Here is a 23,389-nt window from a genome sequence, read left to right on the forward strand (position 1 = left end):
GCCGCATGGCTGAGCGAACGGATGAACGGCAGCGGCTGCGGCTGCGGACCGGCCTCGTCTCGTTGGTCTTCGTCCTGGTGGCCACAGCCCTCGGGGTCCACGCGTCCTCCTCGGACGCGCCGACGGCCCCGGGCGCCAAGGCCGCCGCCTCGGCCCCGGCCGGCCTGGTGGGCACGGGCGGCGCCCGGAGCATTCCGCTGGACTTCGGCGTCGCCTACGGGGACACCCTCCCGTTCGACTCGGACCAGAAGCTGGACAGCGCGCTGAACGACGCGGTGACCCTCGGTGCCACCTGGGTGCGCGCCGACCTGTCCTGGGAGGACATCCAGCCGGACGGTCCGGGGACCTACGACTGGCAGCGCTTCGACCGGGTGGTCGAGGCGGCGCGGGCGCGCGGGCTGAGCGTGCTGCCGACGATCTCCTACACCCCGCCGTGGGAGCGCTCGCCGGACTGCGCCAACGGCCAGTCCTGCGCACCGGTGGACCCGAACGCCTTCGCCACGTTCGCGCGGACGGCGGCGGCCCGGTACGCGCCGATGGGCGTGCACACCTGGGAGATCTGGAACGAGCCCAACATCCCGTTCTGGGGGCCCAAGCCGGACCCGGCGGCCTACACCGCGCTGCTCAGGGTGACCGCCAAGGCGATCCGCTCGGTGGACCCCAAGGCGTTCCTGCTGATGGGCGGTCTCGCCGCGGTCTCCACCGACCCGAAGATCAACTACGTCTCGGCGACCGACTTCCTGGCCGCCGTCTCGAAGCTCGGCGCCAACCGGCTGGTGAACGCCATCAGCTACCACCCCTACACCTATCCGTACCTGCCCACCGCCACCACCTCCTTCGGCACCGCGTTCCAGCGGATCAGCAGCTACGGCAGCGTCAACCTGGAGGCGGTGCTGACCAAGTACGGGACCCCGAACCTGCCGGTCTGGGTCACCGAGACCGGTGCGCCCACCAACGGCCCGGGGGCGGCGGCCGACGGCACCACCATCCCGCCGAACGCCACGGACGTCACCGAGGGGTTCCAGGCCGAGATCGCCACCGCCACGGTGAAGGCCGCCGCCGCCAACCCCTATGTGGGCGCGGTGTTCTGGTTCAGCGACCAGGACACCGGCACGCCGGCGCAGAAGAACTACCGCTCGCTCTTCTACGGCCTGCGGCGCTACGACGGGAGCGAGAAGCCGGCCTTCACGGCGTTCAAGAACGCCATCGCCGCCTACGAGAAGTCGCTGCAGCCCCCGACGCCGTAGCCGGCCCGACGCCGTAGCCGGTCCGGAGCCTCGGCCGGCCCGGAGCCGGGCCAACGGCGGCTAGACGGACCGCAGCAGCTCCAGGTAGCGCCGCATCAGGTCGGGCCAGGCGTAGTGCTGTTCGGCCCGCAGCCGTCCCGCCGTGCCGAGGCGGTCGGCCAGGGCGCCGTCCGCCAGCAGTCGGCGGCAGGCCGCCGCCAGCGCCTCGGGGTCGGCCGGCGGTACCAGCAGCCCGCACTCCTCGTCCACCACGACGTGCGGGATGCCGCCCACGGCGGAGCCCACCACCGGGGTGGCGCAGGCCATGGCCTCGACCAGGCTCATCCCGAAGGACTCCGACTCGGTGCGCGAGGGCAGCACCAGCACGGCCGCCGTCCGCACGGCCTGCACCAGGTCCGCGCCGGTGAGCTCGCCGACCGCGTCGACCCGGTCGGCGACGCCCAGGCGCTCGGCCAGCCGCAGGTGGTCCGCGAGCGCGTCCCCGCCGCCGACCAGTCGCAACCGGACCCCGGAGAGCCCGGGGGCGTCGGGGGAGTCCGCGGCGTCCGGGGAGTCCGCGCCGGTGACCAGGGCGAAGGCCCGGAGCAGCACGTCGACGCCCTTCCAGGCGGAGCTGCGGTCCATCCGTCCGACGTAGAGGAGGGTGCGGGGCCGCCGGGAGGCGGGCTCCCCGGGGGTGAAGCGCTCGGTGTCGACGCCGGGGGTGATCCGGACCGCGTGGTCGTGGCCGGCCGCCAGCGACACGGGTGAGACCGCGACCAGGGCCCGGGCGCGGGCGAAGACCCGGGGCAGCACCCGTCGTTCGTAGACCGAGATCAGCCGGTCGGCCGCGCCGCTGCCGGGCTCGCCCTTGAGCATCGACCCGGCGTGGTAGGTCAGCACGGTCGGCCGCCGTCCGGCCACGGCGACCGCGAGGTCGCCCAGCCCCGGCACCGGGGCGTGGGCGTTGACCACCTCGGCGCCGGTCCGCCGCAGCCAGTACCGCAGTTGCAGCGGCCACAGCGGACTGAGCGGCGTGTTCGACAGCCGCAGCCAGGCGCCCAGCCGGACGACCGTGACGCCGTCCTCCTCGGCGACCGCCGTCCGCAGCCCGGAGGGCCGGGTGGTGATCACCACCGGGCGCAGCGCGTCGTCGGCGGCGACGGCGGCGGCGACCCGGGCGGCGTAGTGCTCCACCCCGCCGACCTTGGGCGGGTAGTAGGGCGAGACGATCGCCACGGTGCGCCGGCTCATCGGACGGTCGGCGCCGACAGGTCGGCCTGCAGCTCGGCGACGAACCCGGCGGCGCGGGCCGAGTAGCCGGGGATCACTCGGCGCAGGTGCTCACGGTAGGCGTCGCCGTCGACCAATAGCTTGTCGACGAGGGCGATGAGCGAGTCGGCACGGGCCTCGGTCATCGGCACCACCCAGTGGCCCAGGTCGAGGTCCTCCATGATCCCCCGGGTCTTGTGGTCGTACTCGACGGCCGCGCAGGGGACCCCGGCCAGCAGGCCGAAGATCACCGAGTGGAACCGGGTGCCGAGGATGAAGTCGGCGGTGCCGTAGAGCGCGAAGACGTCGTGGTGGTCGACCCGGTCGTCGTCGAGCACGTGCAGCCGGGGGCTGCCGACGCGGTCGGCGATCCGGGAGTTGACGATCCGGTCGTCGTCGGCCTGGAAGCTGCAGGTGACCTGGGGCACGAGCACGACCTGGCAGTCCTCCCGTTCGAGCAGGTGCCGGACGGTGGCCGCCATGGCCGCCTCGTAGCCGGACTGGGCCTCGCTGCCCAGGTACTGACGTGCCGTCATCAGCACCAGGACGGCGTCCTCGGGGATGCCGAGCTGCTGCCGCCAGGGCCGGTCCGAGGCGCCGTGGAAGGCGAAGGCGCTGTCGACGCCGCGGACCAGATTGGCCGGGGGCACCCCGGCCTCGTCGAGCCGCTGCAGGCTGATCTCCTCGCGGACCACCACCCGTCGGCAGGTCGCCAGCACCCGGCGGACCATCAGCCGCTGCACCCCGGTGGGGAAGGGCCCGTAGGACTGCGGGCCCAGCACCGTGGGGACCGCGAACCGGTGGGCCAGCCACAGCGGCAGCAGCAGGAAGCCGATGCTCAGGTCGGAGGCGAAGTCGGCCTTGCCGTTGAGCCGCCCGCCGCCCAGGGAGAAGACCAGGTCGGCCTCGGCCAGGGCCCGCAGCTCCGCGCGCATCTCCCCCGGCAGCAGCCAGGAGACCGCCCTGAGCAGCGGTGCGCTGCCGGGGACGGCGGCCAGCAGGGCGAGCCCGAGCGCCAGCAGCTTGCGGCTGATCCGGACCAGTCGGCCGACCGTCTCGTCGCCCACGTACCGGCGGATCGAGCCCAGGTTCGGCACGCCGTCGAACTCGGGCCGCTGCTGCGGCTGTTCGAAACCGGCGATGTGCAGCTCCGCCCCCGGAAAGGCCAGTTGGAGCTGCTCGACGGCGACGCTCAGCAGGGCCGCGTCGCCGCGGTTCTCCCGCAGGTACGCGTCGACGATCACGATCTTCACAGGGCGACGACCTCCAGGTAGTGGTGTTCCAGGGCGTCGAGGAACTCCGCGACGCCGTACCGCTCCGCCCGCAGCGCCGAGGCGGCGCCCATCCGTTCCAGCGCCCCCGGGTCGGCCAGCAGCCGGCCCAGTGCCGCCGCGAGTTCGGCCGCGCTGCCCGCCGTCACCAGTGCGCCGTTGTCCGGACCGACCAGCTCCGGCAGTCCGCCGACCCGGGAGGCCACCATGGGCCGCCCCAGCTGCAGCGCCTCCAGCGCGACGGTGGGGAAGTTCTCCGGCCACAGCGAGGGCAGCACCACCACGGCCGAGGCCCGCAGCCGCCCGGCCACGCCCTCCGGCGACAGCCGGCCGTGGAAGCGTACGCTCCCCCCGGCGGTGAGGTCGGCCGCGGCGGCCTCCAACCGGGCCCGGTCGGTCCCGTCCCCGACGATGTCCAGCCGCGCGCCGGGGCGTTCCGGCAGCAGCAGCCGGAACGCGTCCAGCAGCACCTGGACGCCCTTCACCGGTTCCAGCCGCCCGACGAAGAGCAGCTGTTCGGTCCCGGTCGGCGGCTCCGGGGCGGCGGTCCGCTCGATCCCGTTCGGCAGCACGAACACCGGGACCCGCCCCACGTCCCGGCGGACCGCCTCGGCGAAGTAGGCGCTGGGGGCCAGCACCCGGTCCAGCCGCCGGATCCGCGGCAGGTAGCCGGGACGCTGGAGGAACCGCAGGTAGAGGTAGCGGGCCCGGTCGCCGGCCGACAGCCGCCCAGCGCCGGTACCGGCGCTGGCGAGGTTCCAGCGGAGCAGCGACAGCGTCCAGTCCTCGGGGCCGTGCACGGTCAGCAGCCGGGGGCGGCCCCGGGTCGCGGCCAGCACCGCCGGGCTGAACTCGCCGATGGTGTGCAGGTGCACGCAGTCCGGACGGAACCCGGCGAGCTCCCGGCGCAGGATCCGGTGGGCCGGCCGGTGCCAGAAGTAGCCGAGCAGCCGCCGGGCGGGACCGCCGGCGACGGCCGGCACCAGCACGTCCGCGAACAGCTCCGGCGCCGCACCGGAGCGGTCGGCCGAGGACGGGTCGCCGGCCAGCAGGTCGGTGGCGACCACCCGGACCTCGTGCCCGCGCGCCCGCAGCCCCTCGGCGATCAGCCGGACGCTCTTCTCCGCGCCGCCGGCCTCGAAGCCGATGTTGACGATCTGCAGGATTCTCACGGATGTGCCTCCAGGGCTCGGGACAGCCGCTGCGCCCAGGGCTGCTCCGGGTCGGACGAGTCCCAGGTCAGCGTCGGCCGAACGGCCGACCGCTCCGGCTCGGGCTGCGCCGGGTCCGACGCGGCGTCCGCGCCGTCCGGCAGCGCCGCGTCGCGCCGCGCGCGGCGGCCGACCAGCGCGGCCAGCGCCACCAGCCCGGACGCCAGGTTGCCCGCGGCCCAGGCCCAGCCCAGCCAGACCAGTCCGCGCGGGGCCCAGAGCAGGGCCAGGCCGATGACCACCACCGCGTAGACGATGTTGCTGACGATCATCGCCCGCATCTGCTTGACCAGCTTGAGGGCGAAGCTGGACCAGCTGTTCAGCGCGACCGGGAGCGCGCCGACGGCGAACACCTGCAGCAGGCCGTGCACATGGGTGGCGTAGGCGCCGCCGAAGACCCGCAGCAGCAGTCCGCTGCCGAGGCCGACCACGGCGGCGGCCGGGACCTGGACGGCGAGGATGATGCCGACCGAGCGCCGCAGCAGCACCCCGAAGCGCGAGGGGTCGTAGGAGACCTCGGCGAAGACCGCCTCGCCGACGGAGTAGGACACCGAGTTGAGCAGCCCGGCTATCTGGAAGGCGACGAAGTAGTACCCGGCCGCGGCGGCGCCCAACTGCTGGAGCACGACCAGCGGGACGACCATCAGCGGGGCGAGGTTGAGCAGGCTGGAGACGTAGCTGGCCATCGAGAACCGCAGCTGCTCGCGCAGCCGGGTGCCCCGGGAGAGCAGGTCGAAGCGCCAGCCGAGCTTGGAGCGCATCAGCAGCAGCGAGGCGGCGACCGCCACCACGTAGCCGCCGCCGGTCGACCCGACGATCCCGGCGGTGCCGTAGCCGACCAGCAGCGCGGGCAGCGCCAGCTTGGCCAGGCCCTGGATCAGTCCGTCGACGATCACGTTGTACTGCGGCACCCGGGCGCCGATGAAGACCGAGTCGGTCAGCAGGTTCAACCCGGAGCAGGCGCAGAACACCACGAAGGCCGCGGCCAGCATCGGGGAGTCGCGGACGAACAGCAGCTTCTGGCCGTAGAGCGGCAGCCCGAGCAGATAGCCGGCGCCCACCAGCACCGAGGTGATCCCGACCACGACCAGCGACTGGGTGATCTGCCCGTTGCGGGAGACGCCGGCCGCCGGGAACCGGATCAGCGTGCTGTTCAGCCCGAACAGGCTGAGATAGGCGATCAGCGAGGTCGCCGACACCAGCGAGGTGGCCAGGCCGACCTCGGCGGGGGAGTAGTAGCGGGCGACGACCACCCAGAAGAGGAAGCCGAGGGCGGCGGTGACCACGGTCGAGGCGAGCAGGAAGAAGGAGCTCCGGTAGACCTGGTCCGGCTGCCGGGCGTGTTTGCCGCGTGCGTTCATGGGCGCGGCGGGCGAGGGGACGGGTGGTGCGGCGAGCGGTCGGGCAGCGCTTCGGCGTAGTGCCGCAGCAGCGCCTCCGCGTGCTGCGGCCAGGAGAAGCCGGTCTCGGCGTAGTGGCGCGCGTAGTCGCCCATCCGGCCGCGCAGCTCCGGGTCCCCGGCCAGCGAGGCCAGCGCGGTCCGCAGCGCCGGGACCTGACGCGGGACCAGCGCCACCAGCCCGGGGTCCAGCCGGTAGGGCGCATAGCCGGGATCGTCGCTGGTCAGCACCGCCAGCCCGGAGGCCATGGCCTCCTGCACGGTCAGCGGGAATCCCTCCGCCGCCGAGGGCAGGGCGAATATCTCGCAGGCCCGGTAGAGCTCGGCCAGCCGCTCGGCCGACAGGGTGCCGAGATGGTGCACCCCGGTGCGGCCGGCCAGCGCCCGGCTGTCGCCGTCCCCGGCGAAGACCAGCTCGTAGCCGGGCTCCGGCTCGGCCGCGTGCGCGGCGAGCAGCAGGTCGTAGCCCTTCTTCGGCACCAGCCGGCCGGCGAACAGCACCAGCGGGACGTCGTCCGGGAGGCCGAAGCTCCGGCGGGCGTCCCGGCGTTCCCCGGCCGAGGCGGCCGGCCGGAACAGCACCGGGTCCACTCCGTTGGCCAGGTGGTGGCTGCGCGCCGGACGCGCGCCGTACCGGCCGACGAAGGCGGCGACGCCGGCGTTGAGGGTGAGCACCGCCCGGGCCCGGCGCAGCAGCGAGCGCCCGGCCGTCGCGTACACGGCCCGCTGCACCCCGCGCACCAGCGCCGAGGGGTGCTCCACCAGGGCGACGTGCTGGGTGACCAGGTGCGGGGTGCGGGTCAGCGCGGCCGCCAGTCCGGCCGCCCAGGAGGTCGGGTAGAGGCAGTCGTGCACGTGCACCACGTCGGCCCGGCGGACCAGCCGGAGCGCGGTCGGCAGCAGCCGCGGCGACAGCACCGGGAAGGGCACCCCGGCCCGTCGCTCCACCCCGTTCCAGGCCCGGACCCGGACCACCCGCACGCCCGCCTCGTCGACGGCGCCGCTCCGCTCCCCGCTGGTGAGCACGGTGACGTCGACGCCCAGGGCGGCCAGCTGGACCGCCTCGTTCCGGACCACGTTCTCGATCCCGCCGAGGTGCGGCGGGTAGTAGTGGCTCACCAGGAGGACCCGGAGCGGCTGGGTGCGGGGCGCGGTCATCGGTAGATCTCAGCCCCTTCATTGCTGTAGATCTCGTCCTTGGTGCTCTGGAGGAGACCCATAGGGTAGCGGTAGGTCACCAGGTCGCCCTGGTAGTAGATGGTCACCGTGTCCTGCACCACGGTGGTCGTGCCGAGCAGCACGTAGGCGTTCCGGTCGAGCACGGTGGGGAAGATGTCGCCCATCACCGGCCCGGTGAACAGGGTCTGCTCGCGGCTGAAGGTGAAGGAGTCGGTCTGCACCACCGGCTCGGGCCTCCCCTGCGGGGTGGCGTCGATCTGCCGGCTCAGCCAGTAGGAGGCCATCCGCTCCTGCGTGGTGGGGTAGTAGACGTCGTAGTACTGGCCGGAGTTGCTGAGCTGCAGCTGGGCCGGGTAGCCGCCGAGGACCTTCGGCACCACGCCGGTCAGGTCCAGGAACAGCCCGATCACCAGCACGCAGACCACCGGGACGGACCGCCGGCCGAACCAGCGGGCCAACCGCAGCGCCCCGGCGGCGATGAACGGGGCGAAGCAGAACAGCCCCTGCTGGAAGGCGCGCTGGACGCTGTAGTCGACCGCGAGCTGGGGCAGCACGGTGAGCAGCGCGACCATCCCGACCGACCCCACGGTCAGGGTGACCTGGTCCCGTGCGGGCCGGAAGCACTTGCGGCGGCCCCGCAGCGTCACCACCAGCCCGAGCAGCAGCAGTGCCTCGAACCCGAGCGCGGCGGCCTCCCGCAGCAGCCCGTTGACCGTGACCGTGGAGACGCCGGTCGCCTGCAGCGCCCGCCCGGCGGCGGTGAGCGGCAGGTTCGGGGTCGGCACGGCGGTGACCGGGTAGGCGTTGACGGTGGACAGCGGGAGGTAGCTGCCGCCGGCGCGCTTGCCGGCCGTCTGGATCAGGGTCTGGGCGCGGTAGTCGGCCAGCTGCTGCTGCGGGGTGCCGGTCGCCTGGCCGTGGCCGAGGTGGGCGATGCCCTGGTAGACGTTGCCGAGAGTGGTCTGCAACTGCCCGCTGGTGTGGGTGATCGGGGCGGCCCAGACCACCGCCAGCACCGCCGGGACGAGCACCATCCACCAGCTGACGAAGGCGTGTGAGCTGGTCAGCGGGTCGCGTCGGCGCAGCCGCCGGCGCTTGCCGCGGGTGACCAGCCGCCAGAGCAGGTCGGTGGCGAAGCCGATGCCGAGGACACCGACCACCACGTAGGTGGTCGAGTAGTGCGAGAGCACGATGCCGGCCAGCAGCACCGTGAAGGCCGTCCGGCGGGCGCGCAGCGGGCGCCCGGTGTCGGTCACCACCACCATCGCGCAGCCGAGCAGCACGAAGGCGATCTCCTGCCGGCCGAGGTAGGTCATGTCCGTGTAGAAGGTCGGGAACACCAGGAAGAAGACGGCCGAGAGCAGCGAGACCAGTTGCGGGGCCACGTTCCGGACGGTGCGGTGGACCAGCAGCGGGGTCAGCGCGAACAGCAGCGGCAGGACGATCTTGAAGACGTAGACGCCGGGGATCGCGGTGAGGCGGACCAGCGAGACCGGCAGCAGGGTGATGCTGAGGCAGGCGTTGTAGGGGTTGGGGTAGGCGGCGACGTTCCACCGCGATCCGCCCAGGGTCAGCTGGAAGTACTCGTACTCGCGCTGGATGTCGTGGCCGGTGATGTACCAGCCGCGCAGTGAGACCAGCAGCAGCAGCGAGAGCGAGGCGGCGTACAGGCCGCAGCCGAGCACGGCGGCCGGGTAGCGCCCGCGTCGCACCAGCACCAGCAGCAGCAGGGCGGCGACGGCGACCAGGGCGACGGTGCTGACGCCGCCGCCCAGGCCGTTGTTGAGCCGGATCGGCCCGGCCACCGACAGCAGCAGGGCGACCGCGCCCAGCGCCCCGACCGGCAGGGCGCCCCGGGGCAGCCCCGGCCGCGCCCCGGTCGTCCGGGCCGCTCGGGCCGCTCGGGCCTCCTCGGGGAGGAACATCCCGAGGACGATCACGGTGAGCGCGGCGGCGGCGGCGAGCACGGTCCGGGTCAGTGGCCGGGCGTCACCCACCAGCGGCAGCAGGGTGTTCACGCCGAGGGCGACCACCATGTCGGTGATCAGTGTCAGGCCCACGGCCAGCAGCAGGCTGCCGTCCCGGGTGGAGACCGCCCGGGCGGCGGTCCCGCGCCAGACCAGGGTCGGGGCGAGCAGCAGCAGCCAGAGCCCGGCCAGGGTGAGCGGCAGCCCGGGCAGGCCCGGCACCATCTCGACGGCGCAGCCGAGCGCGGTCGCGGCCATGACCCCGGAGCGCCCCCGGGCCCAGCCGGGCAGGCGCGACCCCGCCGGACTCGTACCGGCGGGACCCGTACCGGCCGGACGCGCGCCGGTCGCAGCCGCTCCGGTCGCAGCCGCGCCGGTCGTGCTCGCGGCGCGGCTCATCCGAAGACCTTCGTGTAGACCTGTTCGACCTGCTCGGCCACCGCGGCCCAGGAGTGGCCGCGGGCGGCGGCCGCGCTGCGCCCGGCGAGCTGCCGGCGCAGCTCCGGATCGGCCGCGACCCGGTCGATCGCGGCCGCCAGCTCCGCCGCGTCGGGGGCCACCAGCAGTCCGACCCCGCGCAGCAGTTCGGCGTTGCCGGGGACGTCGGTGGCCACCACCGGCAGGGAAGCCGCCATGGCCTCCAGTGCCACCAGCGGCATGCCCTCCTTCTCGGAGGGCAGCACGAAGACGTCGGCCCGGGCGTAGGCGTCGAGCAGGTCCCGGCCGTGCAGGGCGCCGGAGAAGCTGACGTCCTCCAGCCCGAGCTCGCGGGCCCGCGCCTCCAGCGGCCCGCGCAGCTCGCCGTCGCCGACGATGCGCAGCCGCACCGGCCGAGCGGTCCGGCTCAGCGCGTCCAGCAGCCGGTCGACGCCCTTCTGCGGATTCAGCCGGCCGACGAACAGCAGCTCCAGCGGCCGGTCCTCCGGCTCGCGCGGCGGCCGGAAGAACTCCTCGCCGACCCCGTTGGGCACCACGAAGATCCGGTCGGCGGGCACCCGGTAGGCCTCCCGGACGAAGTCGGCCTGAGCCCCGGTCAGCACCACGACCCCGGCGGCGGCCCGGGCGACCCGGCCGAAGACGTGCTTCTTGTAGGCCGGCAGCAGCACCCCCAGCGGTCCGGAGCCGTCCACGTCCAGGTGGAAGTGGAGCAGGAAGCGCTGCCCCCGGAGCCGGGCGGTCAGCGCGACCAGTTCCGGGATCAGCGCGTGCGCGCTGTGCAGGTGCAGGACCGAGGAGCGCGGGGCACGCAGCAGCGACAGCGGCAGCCCGGGGGAGACCGCGGTGTGCGCCCATTCGACGGCGCGGTGCCGGTGCACGGTCAGGCTCCCCTGCTGGTAGCGGTGGAGCGCGCCCTCGGCGCCGATGCCGGTGGTGACCACCCGCACCTCGTGCCGCTTGGCCTGCTCCTGGGAGAGCCGTTGCACCACGCGTTCCAGGCCGCCCAGGTGCGGCGGGTAGTAGGGGGTGATCTGCACGATGGTGCGGGGCCGTGCCGGACCGGGTGCGGTGTCTCGGGTGCTGTCCATGGTGTTGCCCTTGCGGTCGGTGTCCGGCTGGCTAGTTCCCGAAGGCGTAGTGCAGTCGCTGCGGATGGCCGACCAGGATGACATCCACCTCGCTGACCGCCACCGTCAGGGTGGTGGGCAGCACCGGGCGGGCGACCACGCTCACCGGGGTGCCGTCGCGCGGGACCAGGGCCACCGTGGCCGTCGAGACGACGGCGCCGCTGTCCGTCTCCAGCTGCACCTTCAGCGTGAACGAGCCGACGTCCGTGCCGTGGGTGTCGATGGTGATCGGCACGACCACGGTGGCCCCGTCGAAGGCCGGTGCGGCGGTGAAGTACAGCTCGGTGTAGGGGCTCTGCTGCTCGGTGAACGACTGGAGCAGGACCGTCCGCACCGGACCGACCGACCAGAGGCCGACCGCCAGCGCGACCGCGACGAGGCCGCCCAGCAGCGCCGACGCCGCCCGCTTCGGCGTGCTCGGCCTCCGGCCGCGTCGGCGGCGGCGGGATCGGGGACGGCCCTCCTCCGCCGGTGCCGACGCCTCGTCCGGCACTGCTTCCTGCTCCGGCACTCCCTCCGGCTCCGGCACTGCTTCCGGCTCCGGTTCCGTCTCCGCTGCCGGTTCTGTCGGTCCGGGGCTCATGCGACTTCGTATTCCTCGGTGTGCCGCCGCTGGGCCGGGACGCCCGCGCTCGTGCTGTCCGCCGGGTCCAGGACCGGCTCCCCGGACCTGGTCCGGCGGAAGCGGTGCTCGAAGAGCTGCCGCAGGTTGGCCATGCCGTCGGGCAGTGCGTTCAGCTTCACCTCGCCGGCGCGCTTGCGGTACTCGATCGGCACCTCCAGGAAGCGGTAACCGGCGACCGTGGCGGCGTTCTTGATCTCCTGCGAGAAGGCCATGCCCTCCGAGCGGACGTCGATCCCGTGCCAGACATAGCGTCGGAATATCCACATGCCGGACTGGGAGTCGCGCAGCCCGTTGTGGAAGAGCCGGCGGCTGAGCGCGCTCAGCGCGTGGTTGGCGATGGAGTGGGTCGGCTTCATGGCCGGGCGGTTGGCGCGCTGCAGCCGATCCGTCGTCATGAACTCCACGTCCCGCTCCACCAGCGTGCGCAGCAGCTCCGGCAGGGCGTCGAAGGGGTAGGTGCAGTCGGCGTCGCCGGTGGCGATCACGGTGCCGGTGGCGGCCTCGAAGCCGGCCAGGTAGGCGTTGCCGTAGCCGCGCTTGGGCTGGAGCACGACGCGTGCCCCGAGCGAGCGGGCGACCTCGGCGGTGCCGTCGGTCGAGCCGTTGTCGACCACCACCACCTCGGTGCCCCAGCCTCCGGCCGCCAGTTCGTCCACCGGCACCGAGGCGAGCACCGAGGGCAGGTTGGACGCCTCGTTGAGGGCCGGTATGACGATAGACAGGCTGTCCATGCTGGTGAGTCCCCTGGTCGCTGCAGACGAGCGGCAGACCATGCCCTCGGAGCGGCACCCGGAGGGGCGCCGGTTCCCGGCCTGCCGTGACGGACGGGTGGCTGCGCCCGGGAGGGGCGCGTCCCGTGGTCGGGGCACCCGGCGTCGACGCCCAGAATCCCCCGGTTGCCAGTGCGCACGTTCGCCGACCATTTGCTTCGTGCGATTCTTGATTGCAACGGGACAATAGTGGATTCGCGGGAGCGAAGAGCGGTGGGGTGACCATATGGTTACCGACCGGTTGGCCTCCGGCGGCAAAAGCCACGGTGCCGGGCCCGAGTTGGGACGGCATCGTGACGCAGATCACGTCCCCGGCATGCAACGTCCCCGGCGGACGGAGACTCTGCCACCCCTGCCGTCGTCGGCCGCCGGGAGTCCGGGGGAATGGTTCAGCCGACGCCCTGGGAGCGGTCGTTGGCGCCGAAACCCGCGCGCCGTCGGGGCCGGCTGGAAATCCGCTGGGAATCGGCTGGGAATTCCGCGCCGGAACCGGCCGTCACCGGCCCGGAGCAGCGCCGGGATTGACGGTGACGCAGGGGTCCACCGGCAACACTGATGTTCTAGCATTGCTGTCCATGACCGACGGCAGGGAAGACCGGGACGAGTCCGTCCCCTCGGAGCGGGACCCCCGAGCGGGTCGGCAGGCGCCTTCCGCGCTGCCCGACCCCCGGATATCGGCCCCGGCGGCGGACGACTCCACCCGACTCCTCGGTTACGGCTACCCGCCCGCGTCACCGCCGCCGCGCGACGAGCCCACCCAACTGCTCAGCCCCGTCGTCGGCTACGGCTACCCGCAGCCCGCGCCGGCGCCCGCGCCCGCGCCGACGTCGGCCGATGAGCCCGGCCGGGTCCCCGGCTACGGCTACCCGCCGCAGCAGCCGGCGCGGCCGGTGCAGCCGGAGCCGTTCCGCCCCGCGCCGCCCAGGCCGCAGCAGCCCTACCCGCCGCAGCAGGTCAATCCGCAGCAGGCCGCCCCGCAGCAGGGCTTCGCCGCGCAGCAGGGCTTCGCCCCGCAGCAGGCCGGCCCGCAGCAGGGCTTCCCGCCGCCGCGGGCCAATCCGCCGCAGCAGGGCTTCCCGCCGTCACCTCCGCTGCCCGGGCTTCCCGTTCCCCCCTCCAACGAGCCGGACTGGTCCTCGCTGGCCGACCAGCACGACGCCCGGGCCCGGCGCACCCGCCGACTGCGGATCGGCGGCATCGCGCTCGCCGTCTGCGTGGTCGTGGCCGGCGGCGTCGTGGCCCTGCAGAGCCGGGGCGGGAAGCCGACGCCGCACGCCGGACCCACCGCCAGCGCCACCGCCACCGGGCCCTCGGCCTCGGCCTCGGGGCCGACCACCGCTCCGAGCGCGTCCTCGACCTCGCCCACCGTCCCCGGGCAGCCCGGGGTCCTCGCCGACCAGTCCGGGCAGTCCGACCTCGCGCTGGGCCCGGGCGCCACCGTCAGCTCGGTCCAGAACGGCTTTGTGGCCTCCTTCGATAACGCCTCCAACTCCTATGCGCAGTCGGCCGATCCGGTGGTCGACACGACCAAGGGCTTCAGCGTCTCGGCCTGGGTCTACAACCAGGCGCACACCCTGACCCGGGCCGCCATCAGCCAGGGCGACGGCGTGTCCTACTCCTTCATGCTGGGCCGCGACATCGTCAACGGCCGCTCCGGCTGGACGTTCAGCGTCCAGACCGGGGGCAACGGCGCGGACAGCACCGTCTACGAGGCGCGGGTCAACAGCGCCTCCACGGTCGGCGACTGGGCCCTGCTCACGGGGGTCTACAGCGCGTCGAAGCACACCATCCAGCTCTATGTGAACGCCGTTCCGGGCGCCACCGTCACCGTCCCCGGGATCTGGACCGGGACGGGCCCGCTGCAACTCGGCCGGGACCGCCACCACGGCCTGTGGGACGACTCCTGGGACGGCGTCATCGGCCACATCCAGATCTGGAACCAGCCGCTGGACCAGGCCGAGGTCACCAATGTGAAGAACGGCGGCTCCGGGCTCTCCGCCCATCCCGTCGCCTCCTGGCTGGTCGGCTGAGGGACGGACGGACGGTCAGAGCTGCGGCTCTGGGCGGTCGCGCGGCGCGCCCGGCCGGTCCAGGGTCAGCCGCTCGGCGCGCGGGAGCCCGGCGGCGACCAGGTCGTAGGAGTCCTCGATCATCTCGCGGACCAGCCGGTCGGGCACCGAGGCGTCGAGCAGCACGGTGTTCCAGTGCCGCTTGTTGAGGTGCCAGCCGCCGGTGATCGCCGGATACGCGGCCCGCAGCCGCAGCGCGAGCTCGGGCTCGCACTTCAGGCTGACCCGCAGCGGCTCGGCGTCCAGCGCCGAGAGGGCGAAGATCTTGCCGCCCACCTTGAAGACCGAGGTCTCCGCGTTGAACGGGAAGGTCTCCACCGCTCCGTTCAGCTCCAGGCAGGCGGCCTTCAGCGCGTCAGGTGTCATGGGGAGATCCTGCCGCGTCGGCGGCGGCTCACTTGCGCTTGCGGATCGCCGGGAGCCGGCGCTCGACGTCCTCCACGAACCAGTCCGGCACCTGGCCGGTGGTCCGCAGGTGCAGCCGCTCGTCGTGACTGAGCCGGTCGGCGGCCTGGTCCACGGCCAGGGCGTAGTCGATCCTGATGCCGGAGGTCTGCTCGCGGCGCAGGTCGCTGCCGTGGCGCGTGCCGCCCCGGCGTCCGCTGCCGAGGTAGGTGAAGAGGCGGAAGAGCCCGACCTTCCGGCTCTTCTCGTCGACGTAGTCCCGCATGGCGAGCCAGCAGAGCCGTTCGTCGGTCGTTCTCGGTACTGCGTTGCTCGTCGGCATCGGTCGTTCTCCCCCAGGTCGGTCGTGGTGGGGGGAGGTTAGCAAGAGCTACCGACATCGGCGCGGGACTTCGGCGGCGGCCCCGGCGAGCAGCCGGGTGGCCAGCTGGTGCCAGCCGTCCTCCAGTCGGGCCCGCGGGTAGCCGCGCTGCACATGGAGGTGGTGCAGCAGGACCGGGTCGAGATAGCCGTTGAGGGCCTGGGCGAGCAGCTCGGTGTCGCCCCCGGCTCCGGCCTGCCGGAGCAGCGTGGCCATGTGGTGCACCCGCAGCATCTCGGCGGGGACCAGCAGCCGCCGTTCGGCGCAGGGGTCGGCGGCCAGGTAGAGGTCGAGGTGGTCCAGGTGGTGGCGGATCGTGCTGCGCCCGAACGCCTCCAGCCGCTCGCAGGCCGGTGCGCCCGGTCCGAGCGGCGGCGGGCCGGTCAGGAAGCCGCGCTGGTACTCCGTCTCCGCGTGGTCCAGCAGCGCCCGCATCAACCCCTCCCGGTCGCCGAAGCGCCGGAACAGCGTGCCCTTGCCCACCTGGGCGGCGGTGGCGACGGCGTCCATGGTCACGTGCTGCGCGCCGAGCTCGCGCACCAGCTGCGCGGCGGCGTCCAGCAGCCGCGACCGGTTGCGCGCGGCGTCGGCGCGTTCGTGCGGGGGCTGCCCCAGCAGGGTGAGCTCGCGCGCGGGGCCGACGCGGGGCCGGAGGGGGTGGTCGGCGCGTTCATGTCGTCAACCATAACCTTCCGTGGACAGAACTGGACTGCGGTCCGTTTGGCGTGTTACACCTTTAACCGGACCACAGTCCACTTCTGTGGGGCCGCCATCCGAGCATCCAGGAGTTCGACATGTCCGTACGCGTTCTCGCCCTCGTCGGCAGCCTGCGCGCAGGCTCGCACAACCGCCAGCTCGCCGAGGCCGCTGTGAAGCACGCCCCCGAGGGCGTCGAGGTCGTGCTGTACGAGGGCCTCGCCGAGATCCCCTTCTACAACGAGGACATCGACGTCGAGGGCACCGTCCCCGCCGCGGCCGCCGCGCTGCGCGAGGCCGCCGGCCAGGCCGACGCCTTCCTCCTGTTCTCGCCCGAGTACAACGGCACCATCACCGCCGTGCTGAAGAACGCCGTGGACTGGCTCTCCCGTCCCTACGGCGCGGGCGCGCTGGCCGGCAAGCCGGCCGCCGTCGTCGGCACCGCCTACGGCCAGTTCGGCGGCCTGTGGGCGCAGGACGAGACCCGCAAGACCCTGGGCGTGGCCGGCGCCAACGTGCTGACCGAGGCCGCGCTGTCGCTGCCCGGCTCCGTGGTCCGCTTCGCCGAGCTGCACCCGCAGGACGACGCCGAGGTCGCCGAGAAGCTTCCCACCGTGGTCGCCCAGCTCGCCGCCGCCGTGACGGCCTCCGCCTGACCACCCGCGTCCTGCCGGACGGCCATGCAGTCGGCCCCACCGCCCTGAGGGCGGTGGGGCCGACTGCATGCGCGGCGCCGGGGGCGGGCGGGCTCAGTCCTCGCGGTGGGTCGCCGTTCCGTCGAGCATGGTGAGCCGGATGGGGGCCTCGGCCAGCTCGTCCGGCGCGGCGGTGGCCGGGTCGACGGCGAAGGCGGTCAGGTCGGCGCGGTAGCCCGGGGCGATCCGGCCCGCGTGCCGCTCCTGGCCGGTGGCGTACGCGGCGTGACTGGTCATCCCCTCCAGCGCCATCAGCCCGGTCAGGGCCTGCTCGGGGAGGACCGGCGCGGCATCCGTGCCGGGGAGCCGGCGCAGCTGGGCCGTGGCCAGCACCTGGCGCGGATCGAAGTGGGCGATCGGCCAGTCCGAGCCGAGGACCAGGGTGGCGCCGCTGTCGCGCAGGTCCCGGCAGCACCAGGCGCGCGCCGCGCGCTCCGCGCCGACCCGGAGCGACCACTCGTCGCTGTGGTCGGCCTTGGTGTAGGCGGTGTGGGTGGGCTGCATCGAGGCGGCGACGCCGAGCTCCGCGAAACGCCTGATCTGCTCGTACGGCAGCGTCTCGATGTGCTCGATCCGGTGCCGGACCGCGTCCGTCCGGCCGCGGCCCGGGGCGCCGGCGACGGTGTCCAGGGCGTACCGGACACCGGCGTCGCCGATGGCGTGGGTCGCGGTCTGGATCCCGGCCGCGTCCAGCCGGTGGACCGCCCGGGTGTACTGGGCGGGGTCGCGCCAGAAGGAGTCCGTGCTCCGGCCGTGGCAGTCGGCGTGCTCCAGCCAGGCGGTGCCGCCCTCCACCGTGCCGTCGATGAAGAACTTCACCGCGTCGATGCTCCAGCGGTGGCCCGCCGTGCCGTGGCGGTCGATCAGCTCGTCGATCTGGTCGTCGATCTCGCCCGGCATCGCCCAGGGGGCGAAGCGCAGCCGGAGCGGCAGCTCTTCCAGGCCGGAGACCAGCTCCAGCGAGTCGCCGTTGAGGTCCATCACATGGCCGCCGGTCAGCCCGGTGGCGGCCATCGCCTGCAGCACCCCCAGGACCTTGGTCCGGCGCTCCGCCAGGTCCGGGATCGGCGTGACCTGCTGCACCAGGCGGACGGCGCCGTCCTCCAGCAGCAGGCCGGTCGGCCGTCCCTCCGGGTCGCAGACGATCTCCGAGCGGCTGGCGAAGTCGCGCGGCCCGTCGATCCCGGCGGCGCGCAGCGCGGCCTCGCTGGCCAGTGCGGAGTGGCCGTCGTAGAGGACCAGTACGGCGGGGATGCCGTCGAGGACGTCCTCGATCAGGGAGTTGGTGATCGGCTGTCCGGCGAAGGTGTTGTGGTCGAGCGCGAAGCCGGTGATCCACTCGCCGCGTCCGGTGGTCCGGACCGCCTCGGCCAGCGCGGCGCGCAGCTGGTCGACGTCGTGGCAGCCGGAGAGGTCGATTCCGGTGAAGCTGGTGGAGCCGAGCACCGGGTGCATGTGGCCGTCGACCAGACCGGGCGTCAGGGTGGCGCCCGCCAGGTCGTGGACGGCGGTGGCCGGGCCGCGCCAGTCGGCGGAGTCCGCGCCGACGGCGACGATGGTCCCGTCCTTGACCGCGACGTCGGCCGTCTCGGTGGCCGGCCGGGCCGGGTCGAGGGTGCGGAGCACGGCTCCGGTGATCAGGGCGTCAGCTGTGGGCATGTTCCGGTTCCTTCTCGACGGACGGCGCCTCCGCGCCGATGTTGGCGTAGACCGAGGGTCGCGCGGACCTCAGCCACAGGGCGAGCAGCACGCCGACCACGATCACCACGGGCACGATCCCGACCAGGACCACATTGACGAAGCCGGTGGTCCCGGACAGCAGCGCGATCTTCGAGACCATCAGGTAGAGCGCGGTGGCCATCCCGACCGCCGCCGCGATCGGCGCGACCACCGTCCGCCACCTGCCCTCGTCGTGGCGGAAGCCGCGGAAGAACACCGGCACCGCGACCGCGACCGCCACCTGCAGCAGCACCAGCCCGATCACGCCGGGGGTGTTCACCCAGATCATCAGCTTGAGGTAGGGGTCGAGCCCGGCGACGGCGAAGCCGGCCACGATCACCACCGAGAGCGCCGTCTGCAGCCCGCCGGCGACGAAGGGGGAGCCGGTCCTCGGGTGGATCGCCGCGAGCCGGCGCGGCAGCATGCCCTCGTCGGCGACGGCCTTGGTGTAGCGGTTGATGGCGTTGTGGAAGGCCAGCAGCGAGGCGAGGGTGCTGCTGAGGATCAGCAGGTGCATCACGTCGGTGGCCCAGGCGCCCACATAGGTGGTCATCTCGGCGAAGACCAGCCCGGCGGTGTCCTGCGCGGCGGCGGCCTGGACCTCGGCCGAGCCGTAGCCCTGGATGATCGTCCAGGCGATGAAGCTGTAGAAGATGCCGAGGAAGGCCACGGCTATGTAGGTGGCGCGCGGGATGGTCCGGCGCGGGTCGCGCGCCTCCGAGCGGTAGATCGCGGTGGACTCGAAGCCCATGAAGGCGGCGAAGGCGAAGACCATCAACGAGCTGGTGCTGCCGTTGAAGACGTGCTTCGGCGCGTAGGACTGCAGGTCCAGGCCGTGGGCGCCGCCCTTGAGCAGGATGGCCGCGGCGAGCACCACCAGGATCCCCGACTCGGCGACCATCAGCACGGCCAGCAGCTTGGCGCCGAACTCGATGCTCCGGTAGCCGGCGAACCAGACCAGGGCGACCCCGGTCAGGGCGTACCAGGGCCAGGCGATGTTCACGCCGAACAGCGAGTCCACCGTGGACTGGGCCACGCTGCCGAGCAGGCCGTACATGCCGATCTGCACCGCGTTGTAGGACACCAGCGCGAGGATGGCGGCGGCCACGCCGGCCGGACGGCCGAGGCCGCGGGTGATGTAGGCGTAGAACGCCCCGGCGTTGGTCACGTAGCGGGACATCGTGGTGAACCCGACGGCGAAGACGGTCAGCACGATGCCGGCGATCAGGTACGCGGACGGTGCGCCGATGCCGCCGACCAGGATCGCGTAGGGGGCGACGCCGGCCAGGATCATCAGTGGTGCGGCGGCGGAGATGACGAAGAACGCGATGTCACCGGTCCCGAGCGTCCCGCGGTGCAGCTTTCGCTCCATGGGGGCCTTCCGTGGGGGAGGGTTAATCTAAACCGATTAGGTTTAGGTTTCGGGCAATATATCCTCAGCGGGGACGATCAGAAAAGTGACGTGCGTCACACTCATGGGTCCGCGTGGTGAACCAGGAGGAGAACACAGGTGGCACGACCGCGAACGGCACTGCTGGACCTTGAGCGGATCGCGACCGCCGCGATGGACCTGGTCGACGAGACGGGCGACTTCACCATGCCCGCGCTGGCCGCACGCCTCGGCGTGCAGACCGCCTCGCTCTACCACCACGTCGACGGCCGCTCCGGCGTCGTCGAACTGCTGCGCACCCGGATCGGCAGCGAGATCGTCTCCGCGCCCCGTCCGGACCAGTCCTGGGAGCCCGCGCTGCGCTCCTACGCGTACTCCTACCGGGCCGCGTTCGCCGCGCACCCGCATGTGGTGCCGATGCTGACCACCGAGCCCATCCGCTCGCCCGAGGTGCTGGCCGGCTACGAGCGGGTGGTGGCGCTGATGGAGAAGTCCGGCTTCCCGCTCCCGGCGGTGATGACCGCGCTCACCGCGCTGGAGAACTTCGTCCTCGGCGCGGCGCTGGACCTCGCCGCACCCGAGGTGATGTGGGCGGTCCCGCCCGGCATCGACGCCGACCGCCTCAACGCCGCGCTGGCCGCGCAGCCGGCCGAGCCCACCCGCGCCGACCGCGCCTTCGACTTCGGCATAACCGTCCTCCTCCGCGGCTGCGCGGACCTGCTGGCAGCGACGACGGCCGAACCCGAGTGACGTTGCCGTCGGTCCGACCGGGCAACCACCTGCGGGGACTCGTTCTATTCTCGACTGTGGCCCGGAAACTATTCTCGACTGTGGCCCGGAAACGAAGCCGTCGATGCTGAGATCGACCACGTCGAATCGCCACGTCCCGAAACCGCCATCGACGAGCAGTGGGACAACTTCTTCCGGGACGACTCCGATAGTCGGTAGTGCAGGGCCCGAGCGTCCGCGAGTCCGGCAGGGGCGGCTCCCTTCGCTCGGAACTCCCCTGCGGACGTCGCCCGTTGGGTCTGGCGGAGGTGGGGGGATGCGGACGCGTCAGCGGGACCGGGATCTGCCGGGGCCGGGGGAGCCCTGGAGCGAGATCCGTCGCGGGTTGTGGATGGGCGGTCACTACTGGACCGATCCGGCGGGGGAGTGGCGGCCGGTGGTGGTGCGGGAGGAGTTCGATCTGGTGGTCAGCCTGTTCACGCGCAGCGGGCACGGTCCCGGGCCCCGGACCGAGCACCTGGTGGCGGAGGTGCCGGACGGCCCGCTGGCACCGGGCCAGCTCGACCTGGTCCAGCGAGCGGCGCGGACGGTCGCGACGGCGGTGCGCGAGGGCCGGTCCACGCTGGTGCGCTGCCACTCCGGGTACAACCGCTCCGGACTGGTCGTCGGCCAGGCGCTGATCGAACTGGGTCACGATGCCGACGAGGCCATCGGCCTGGTCCGGCGGGGCCGCTCCCCCTGGGCGCTGAACAACGAGGTGTTCGTCGACTACCTGACCGCCGGCCTCGACCTCGCCCGCCTGCTCACCGGTCTGGAGCCGTCCGGCTGAGGCCGTTCGGCGCGGACCGGCTCCGGGCGTCGGCAGCCGCGCCTACTGCCAGAACAGCTCGTAGACGACGATCTGGGGATCGACGGCACGGCGTACGAAGGTGAATTCGAACCACCCGCGCGCACCGTCGAACTCGGCGTAGTGCGGCCCCAACGGGCGACTGGAGCGCATCGGCAGGGCAACGTCGTTGACGTAGGGATTGCGGGCGGTGATGATCTCGAACAGTACGTCGTCGTACATCGCCTGCACATGCGGGGGCAGACCCTCGCGGGCCTCGCGGGCCAGCAGAGTGAAGTCCACGGCCCATGGCGGCCCGAGGATCGCCTCGTGGGCGTCGCTCACTCGCCCGGCTCCAGTGCCCGCACGCTGTACTTGATGCGCGAGACATCCTCCAGCAACTCCCTGGCCCGAGCCGAGTCGCTCTCCTCGGCGGCCCTGTCTTCCAGGGTGTGCAGGTGTGCGGCCAAATCAGGGTCCCGCTCGATGGCGAACGTCTCCCACCACCGGGTGGTGAACGCTGGTGCCGCAGCCAGGTTGTATGTCTCGGCGATGGTCCGCTTCCAGTCCGCCTCGAAATCGGCCAGCAGTTGCGGAGTCCAGCGTGCGATCGCCTCGCGCAGCCCACGGGGTGTGCGCCCAGGCATCGGCGGCGGCTGTCGCACCGGCATCGTGCTCATCGCACACACCACCCTTCCGGACCAGGTCCGTACGCCTCTTGCGCCCTGTTCGATCACTGTGTGTAGCAGGAGCCATCATATCCACCTCGCAGCATCGGCGACTGGTCTCTCCGATGACGGGCGGACACGGTGGGCCCGGCCGGCGCGAGGACCGGCTCGGGCTACCGCCGGGGCTTGCGGGCCACTGCGCCGTACCAGGAGATGTCCTCGGGGCGGGCGAGGCGGTCGGCCTCGGTGTCCGGGCGCCAGTCGGTGACCAGTTGGAGGCCGGGTTCGAGCAGGTCCAGGCCGTCGAAGAACGGCAGTACCTCGGCACGGGGGCGCGGGTAGAGGCCGACGCCGTTGGCGCGGTAGGCGCGGACCAGGGCCTCACCGGCCTCGCCGGAGAAGTCCGTGCTGCCGTGGGTGAGGATCAGGTGGCTGCCCTCGGGGCAGGCCGCCAGCAGCCGGGCCACGATGCCGTACGGGTCCTCCTCGTCGGCGATGAAGTGGAGGATGGCCACCAGCATCAGCCCGACCGGTTCGCCCAGGTCCAGGGTGTCGCGGACGGCGGGGGAGGCCAGGATCGCCTCGGGGTCGCGCAGGTCGGCGTCCAGGTAGGCGGTGCGGCCCTCGCGACCGCTGGTGAGCAGCGCGCGGGCGTGGGCCAGGACGATCGGGTCGTTGTCCGCGTAGACCACCCGGGCGGTCGGGTCGACGGCCTGGGCCACCTCGTGGGTGTTGGGCGAGGTCGGTATCCCGGTGCCTAGGTCCAGGAACTGACGCACCCCCAGCCGGGCCACGTGGTCCACCGCCCGGCGGAGGAAGCGCCGGTTGGCCTGCGCGGCGGCGACGACCTGCGGCATCCGCAGGATCGCCTGGTCCGCGGCCGTGCGGTCGGCCTCGAAGTTGTCCTTGCCGGCGAGGAAGTAGTCGTACATCCGGGCAGGGTGCGCGATCGAGGTGTCGATGCCGCCCGGCCTCCAGTCGTCGGCCATCTCAACGTCCCCCTGCAGCAGTGATGTTGTCAGTGTGCGGAGCAAGAGTACTCAGCGTGCGGCGGTCGCGGCGACCCCCGGTCGGCCCGGCCGGCGGCCGGCCCCGGGTCCCGGATCCGACGTTTGCGCCTGCTCGGCGGGGGTGCCGGGCCGTTCGCCCGCGCTCGATGGTGTGCTAACCAGCGTGCGGTGCGCCGGTTTTGCCGAACTCACCGGTGGCACAGGGGTGCTGTGCTCGCGTCAAGTCGGTTTCGGGGCGGGCGGGGTCTGCGGGTAGGGTGGGGTCTGATTGGTCATACGATATTTCCGTAGATGGCCATGCCCTCAGCTCTTCCCACCGGCCCCGGCATGGTGCGT

Annotated in this window: 22 protein-coding genes; 5 read left to right on the forward strand and 17 right to left on the reverse strand. The window is 73.0% G+C overall.

The annotated features are described in order from the left end of the window. The first annotated feature begins 5 nt into the window (after nt 1-5). Entirely contained in the window at nt 6-1,247 is a 1,242-nt protein-coding gene (locus BS75_RS44800) for a cellulase family glycosylhydrolase (RefSeq protein ID WP_052069703.1), read from the forward strand. Nucleotides 1,248-1,307: 60 nt separating this feature from the next. Here the strand turns inward: BS75_RS44800 and BS75_RS26195 are convergent, their stop codons facing one another. The 9 genes from BS75_RS26195 to BS75_RS26235 are packed head-to-tail and all read right to left on the reverse strand — an operon-like array spanning nt 1,308 to nt 12,446. Further along, nucleotides 1,308-2,480, reverse strand: coding sequence for a glycosyltransferase family 4 protein (locus BS75_RS26195; RefSeq protein WP_042439884.1), 1,173 nt, complete (start codon nt 2,478-2,480; stop codon nt 1,308-1,310). Then, nucleotides 2,477-3,751 carry a polysaccharide pyruvyl transferase family protein gene (locus BS75_RS26200; protein ID WP_034090005.1) on the reverse strand — a complete coding sequence of 425 codons (1,275 nt, stop codon included), beginning with the start codon at nt 3,749-3,751 and terminating at the stop codon, nt 2,477-2,479. Before BS75_RS26200 ends, BS75_RS26195 begins: the two co-directional genes overlap by 4 nt. Beyond that, nucleotides 3,748-4,941, reverse strand: a complete 1,194-nt coding sequence (locus BS75_RS49485) for a glycosyltransferase family 4 protein (protein ID WP_052069704.1) — start codon at nt 4,939-4,941, stop codon at nt 3,748-3,750. Before BS75_RS49485 ends, BS75_RS26200 begins: the two co-directional genes overlap by 4 nt. Beyond that, entirely contained in the window at nt 4,938-6,341 is a 1,404-nt protein-coding gene (locus BS75_RS26210) for a lipopolysaccharide biosynthesis protein (protein ID WP_034090006.1), read from the reverse strand. The genes BS75_RS49485 and BS75_RS26210 overlap by 4 nt, the downstream gene beginning before the upstream one ends. After that, on the reverse strand, nt 6,338-7,537 hold the full coding sequence (locus BS75_RS26215; protein WP_042439883.1) for a glycosyltransferase family 4 protein: 1,200 nt from the start codon (nt 7,535-7,537) through the stop codon (nt 6,338-6,340). Before BS75_RS26215 ends, BS75_RS26210 begins: the two co-directional genes overlap by 4 nt. Further along, a complete protein-coding gene (locus BS75_RS26220) occupies nt 7,534-9,924 on the reverse strand; it encodes a DUF2206 domain-containing protein (protein WP_034090007.1) in 2,391 nt (796 codons plus the stop codon). Before BS75_RS26220 ends, BS75_RS26215 begins: the two co-directional genes overlap by 4 nt. Further along, nucleotides 9,921-11,051: a glycosyltransferase family 4 protein gene (locus BS75_RS44810; RefSeq protein ID WP_052069705.1), complete on the reverse strand. Its 1,131-nt coding sequence runs from the start codon at nt 11,049-11,051 to the stop codon at nt 9,921-9,923. Before BS75_RS44810 ends, BS75_RS26220 begins: the two co-directional genes overlap by 4 nt. A gap of 31 nt (nt 11,052-11,082) precedes the next feature. Then, nucleotides 11,083-11,619, reverse strand: coding sequence for a hypothetical protein (locus BS75_RS26230; protein ID WP_156164292.1), 537 nt, complete (start codon nt 11,617-11,619; stop codon nt 11,083-11,085). Nucleotides 11,620-11,669: 50 nt separating this feature from the next. Next, nucleotides 11,670-12,446 (reverse strand): glycosyltransferase family 2 protein, encoded by a 777-nt coding sequence (locus BS75_RS26235; protein WP_042439882.1) that lies wholly within the window; start codon nt 12,444-12,446, stop codon nt 11,670-11,672. Between the two features lie 614 nt (nt 12,447-13,060). Here BS75_RS26235 and BS75_RS51580 point away from each other — a divergent pair. After that, nucleotides 13,061-14,515, forward strand: a complete 1,455-nt coding sequence (locus BS75_RS51580) for a LamG domain-containing protein (protein WP_042439881.1) — start codon at nt 13,061-13,063, stop codon at nt 14,513-14,515. A gap of 15 nt (nt 14,516-14,530) precedes the next feature. Here BS75_RS51580 and BS75_RS26245 read toward each other — a convergent pair whose 3' ends face one another. The 3 genes from BS75_RS26245 to BS75_RS26255 are packed head-to-tail and all read right to left on the reverse strand — an operon-like array spanning nt 14,531 to nt 15,860. Further along, complete coding sequence (locus tag BS75_RS26245) at nt 14,531-14,920, reverse strand: MmcQ/YjbR family DNA-binding protein (protein ID WP_034090010.1); 390 nt, start codon at nt 14,918-14,920, stop codon at nt 14,531-14,533. Between the two features lie 28 nt (nt 14,921-14,948). After that, entirely contained in the window at nt 14,949-15,281 is a 333-nt protein-coding gene (locus BS75_RS26250; protein WP_034090011.1) for a hypothetical protein, read from the reverse strand. A 48-nt stretch (nt 15,282-15,329) separates the two neighbouring features. Further along, nucleotides 15,330-15,860: a TetR/AcrR family transcriptional regulator gene (locus BS75_RS26255; protein WP_408022555.1), complete on the reverse strand. Its 531-nt coding sequence runs from the start codon at nt 15,858-15,860 to the stop codon at nt 15,330-15,332. A 254-nt stretch (nt 15,861-16,114) separates the two neighbouring features. Here BS75_RS26255 and BS75_RS26260 point away from each other — a divergent pair, with 254 nt between their 5' ends. Continuing rightward, nucleotides 16,115-16,672, forward strand: coding sequence for an NAD(P)H-dependent oxidoreductase (locus tag BS75_RS26260; RefSeq protein ID WP_034090013.1), 558 nt, complete (start codon nt 16,115-16,117; stop codon nt 16,670-16,672). 93 nt (nt 16,673-16,765) lie between these two features. Here the strand turns inward: BS75_RS26260 and BS75_RS26265 are convergent, their stop codons facing one another. Next, on the reverse strand, nt 16,766-18,370 hold the full coding sequence (locus tag BS75_RS26265; RefSeq protein WP_034090014.1) for an amidohydrolase: 1,605 nt from the start codon (nt 18,368-18,370) through the stop codon (nt 16,766-16,768). After that, entirely contained in the window at nt 18,357-19,802 is a 1,446-nt protein-coding gene (locus BS75_RS26270; RefSeq protein ID WP_042439879.1) for an APC family permease, read from the reverse strand. The genes BS75_RS26265 and BS75_RS26270 overlap by 14 nt, the downstream gene beginning before the upstream one ends. Nucleotides 19,803-19,940: 138 nt before the next feature. Here BS75_RS26270 and BS75_RS26275 point away from each other — a divergent pair, with 138 nt between their 5' ends. Together BS75_RS26275 and BS75_RS26280 are read left to right on the forward strand one after the other, a co-directional pair. Continuing rightward, nucleotides 19,941-20,570, forward strand: a complete 630-nt coding sequence (locus BS75_RS26275; RefSeq protein ID WP_034090015.1) for a TetR/AcrR family transcriptional regulator C-terminal domain-containing protein — start codon at nt 19,941-19,943, stop codon at nt 20,568-20,570. Nucleotides 20,571-20,865: 295 nt separating this feature from the next. After that, on the forward strand, nt 20,866-21,378 hold the full coding sequence (locus tag BS75_RS26280; RefSeq protein ID WP_034090016.1) for a protein-tyrosine phosphatase family protein: 513 nt from the start codon (nt 20,866-20,868) through the stop codon (nt 21,376-21,378). A 42-nt stretch (nt 21,379-21,420) separates the two neighbouring features. Here the strand turns inward: BS75_RS26280 and BS75_RS26285 are convergent, their stop codons facing one another. The 3 genes from BS75_RS26285 to BS75_RS26295 form a co-directional block, all read right to left on the reverse strand. Then, entirely contained in the window at nt 21,421-21,720 is a 300-nt protein-coding gene (locus tag BS75_RS26285) for a hypothetical protein (protein WP_042439878.1), read from the reverse strand. Next, nucleotides 21,717-22,055 carry a hypothetical protein gene (locus tag BS75_RS26290; RefSeq protein ID WP_034090017.1) on the reverse strand — a complete coding sequence of 113 codons (339 nt, stop codon included), beginning with the start codon at nt 22,053-22,055 and terminating at the stop codon, nt 21,717-21,719. The genes BS75_RS26285 and BS75_RS26290 overlap by 4 nt, the downstream gene beginning before the upstream one ends. Before the next feature lie 161 nt (nt 22,056-22,216). Then, a complete protein-coding gene (locus tag BS75_RS26295) occupies nt 22,217-23,032 on the reverse strand; it encodes an SAM-dependent methyltransferase (RefSeq protein ID WP_034090018.1) in 816 nt (271 codons plus the stop codon). Nucleotides 23,033-23,389 lie beyond the last annotated feature (357 nt).

The sequence above is a fragment of the Streptacidiphilus albus JL83 genome (genome assembly GCF_000744705.1).
Lineage (GTDB): Bacteria > Actinomycetota > Actinomycetes > Streptomycetales > Streptomycetaceae > Streptacidiphilus > Streptacidiphilus albus.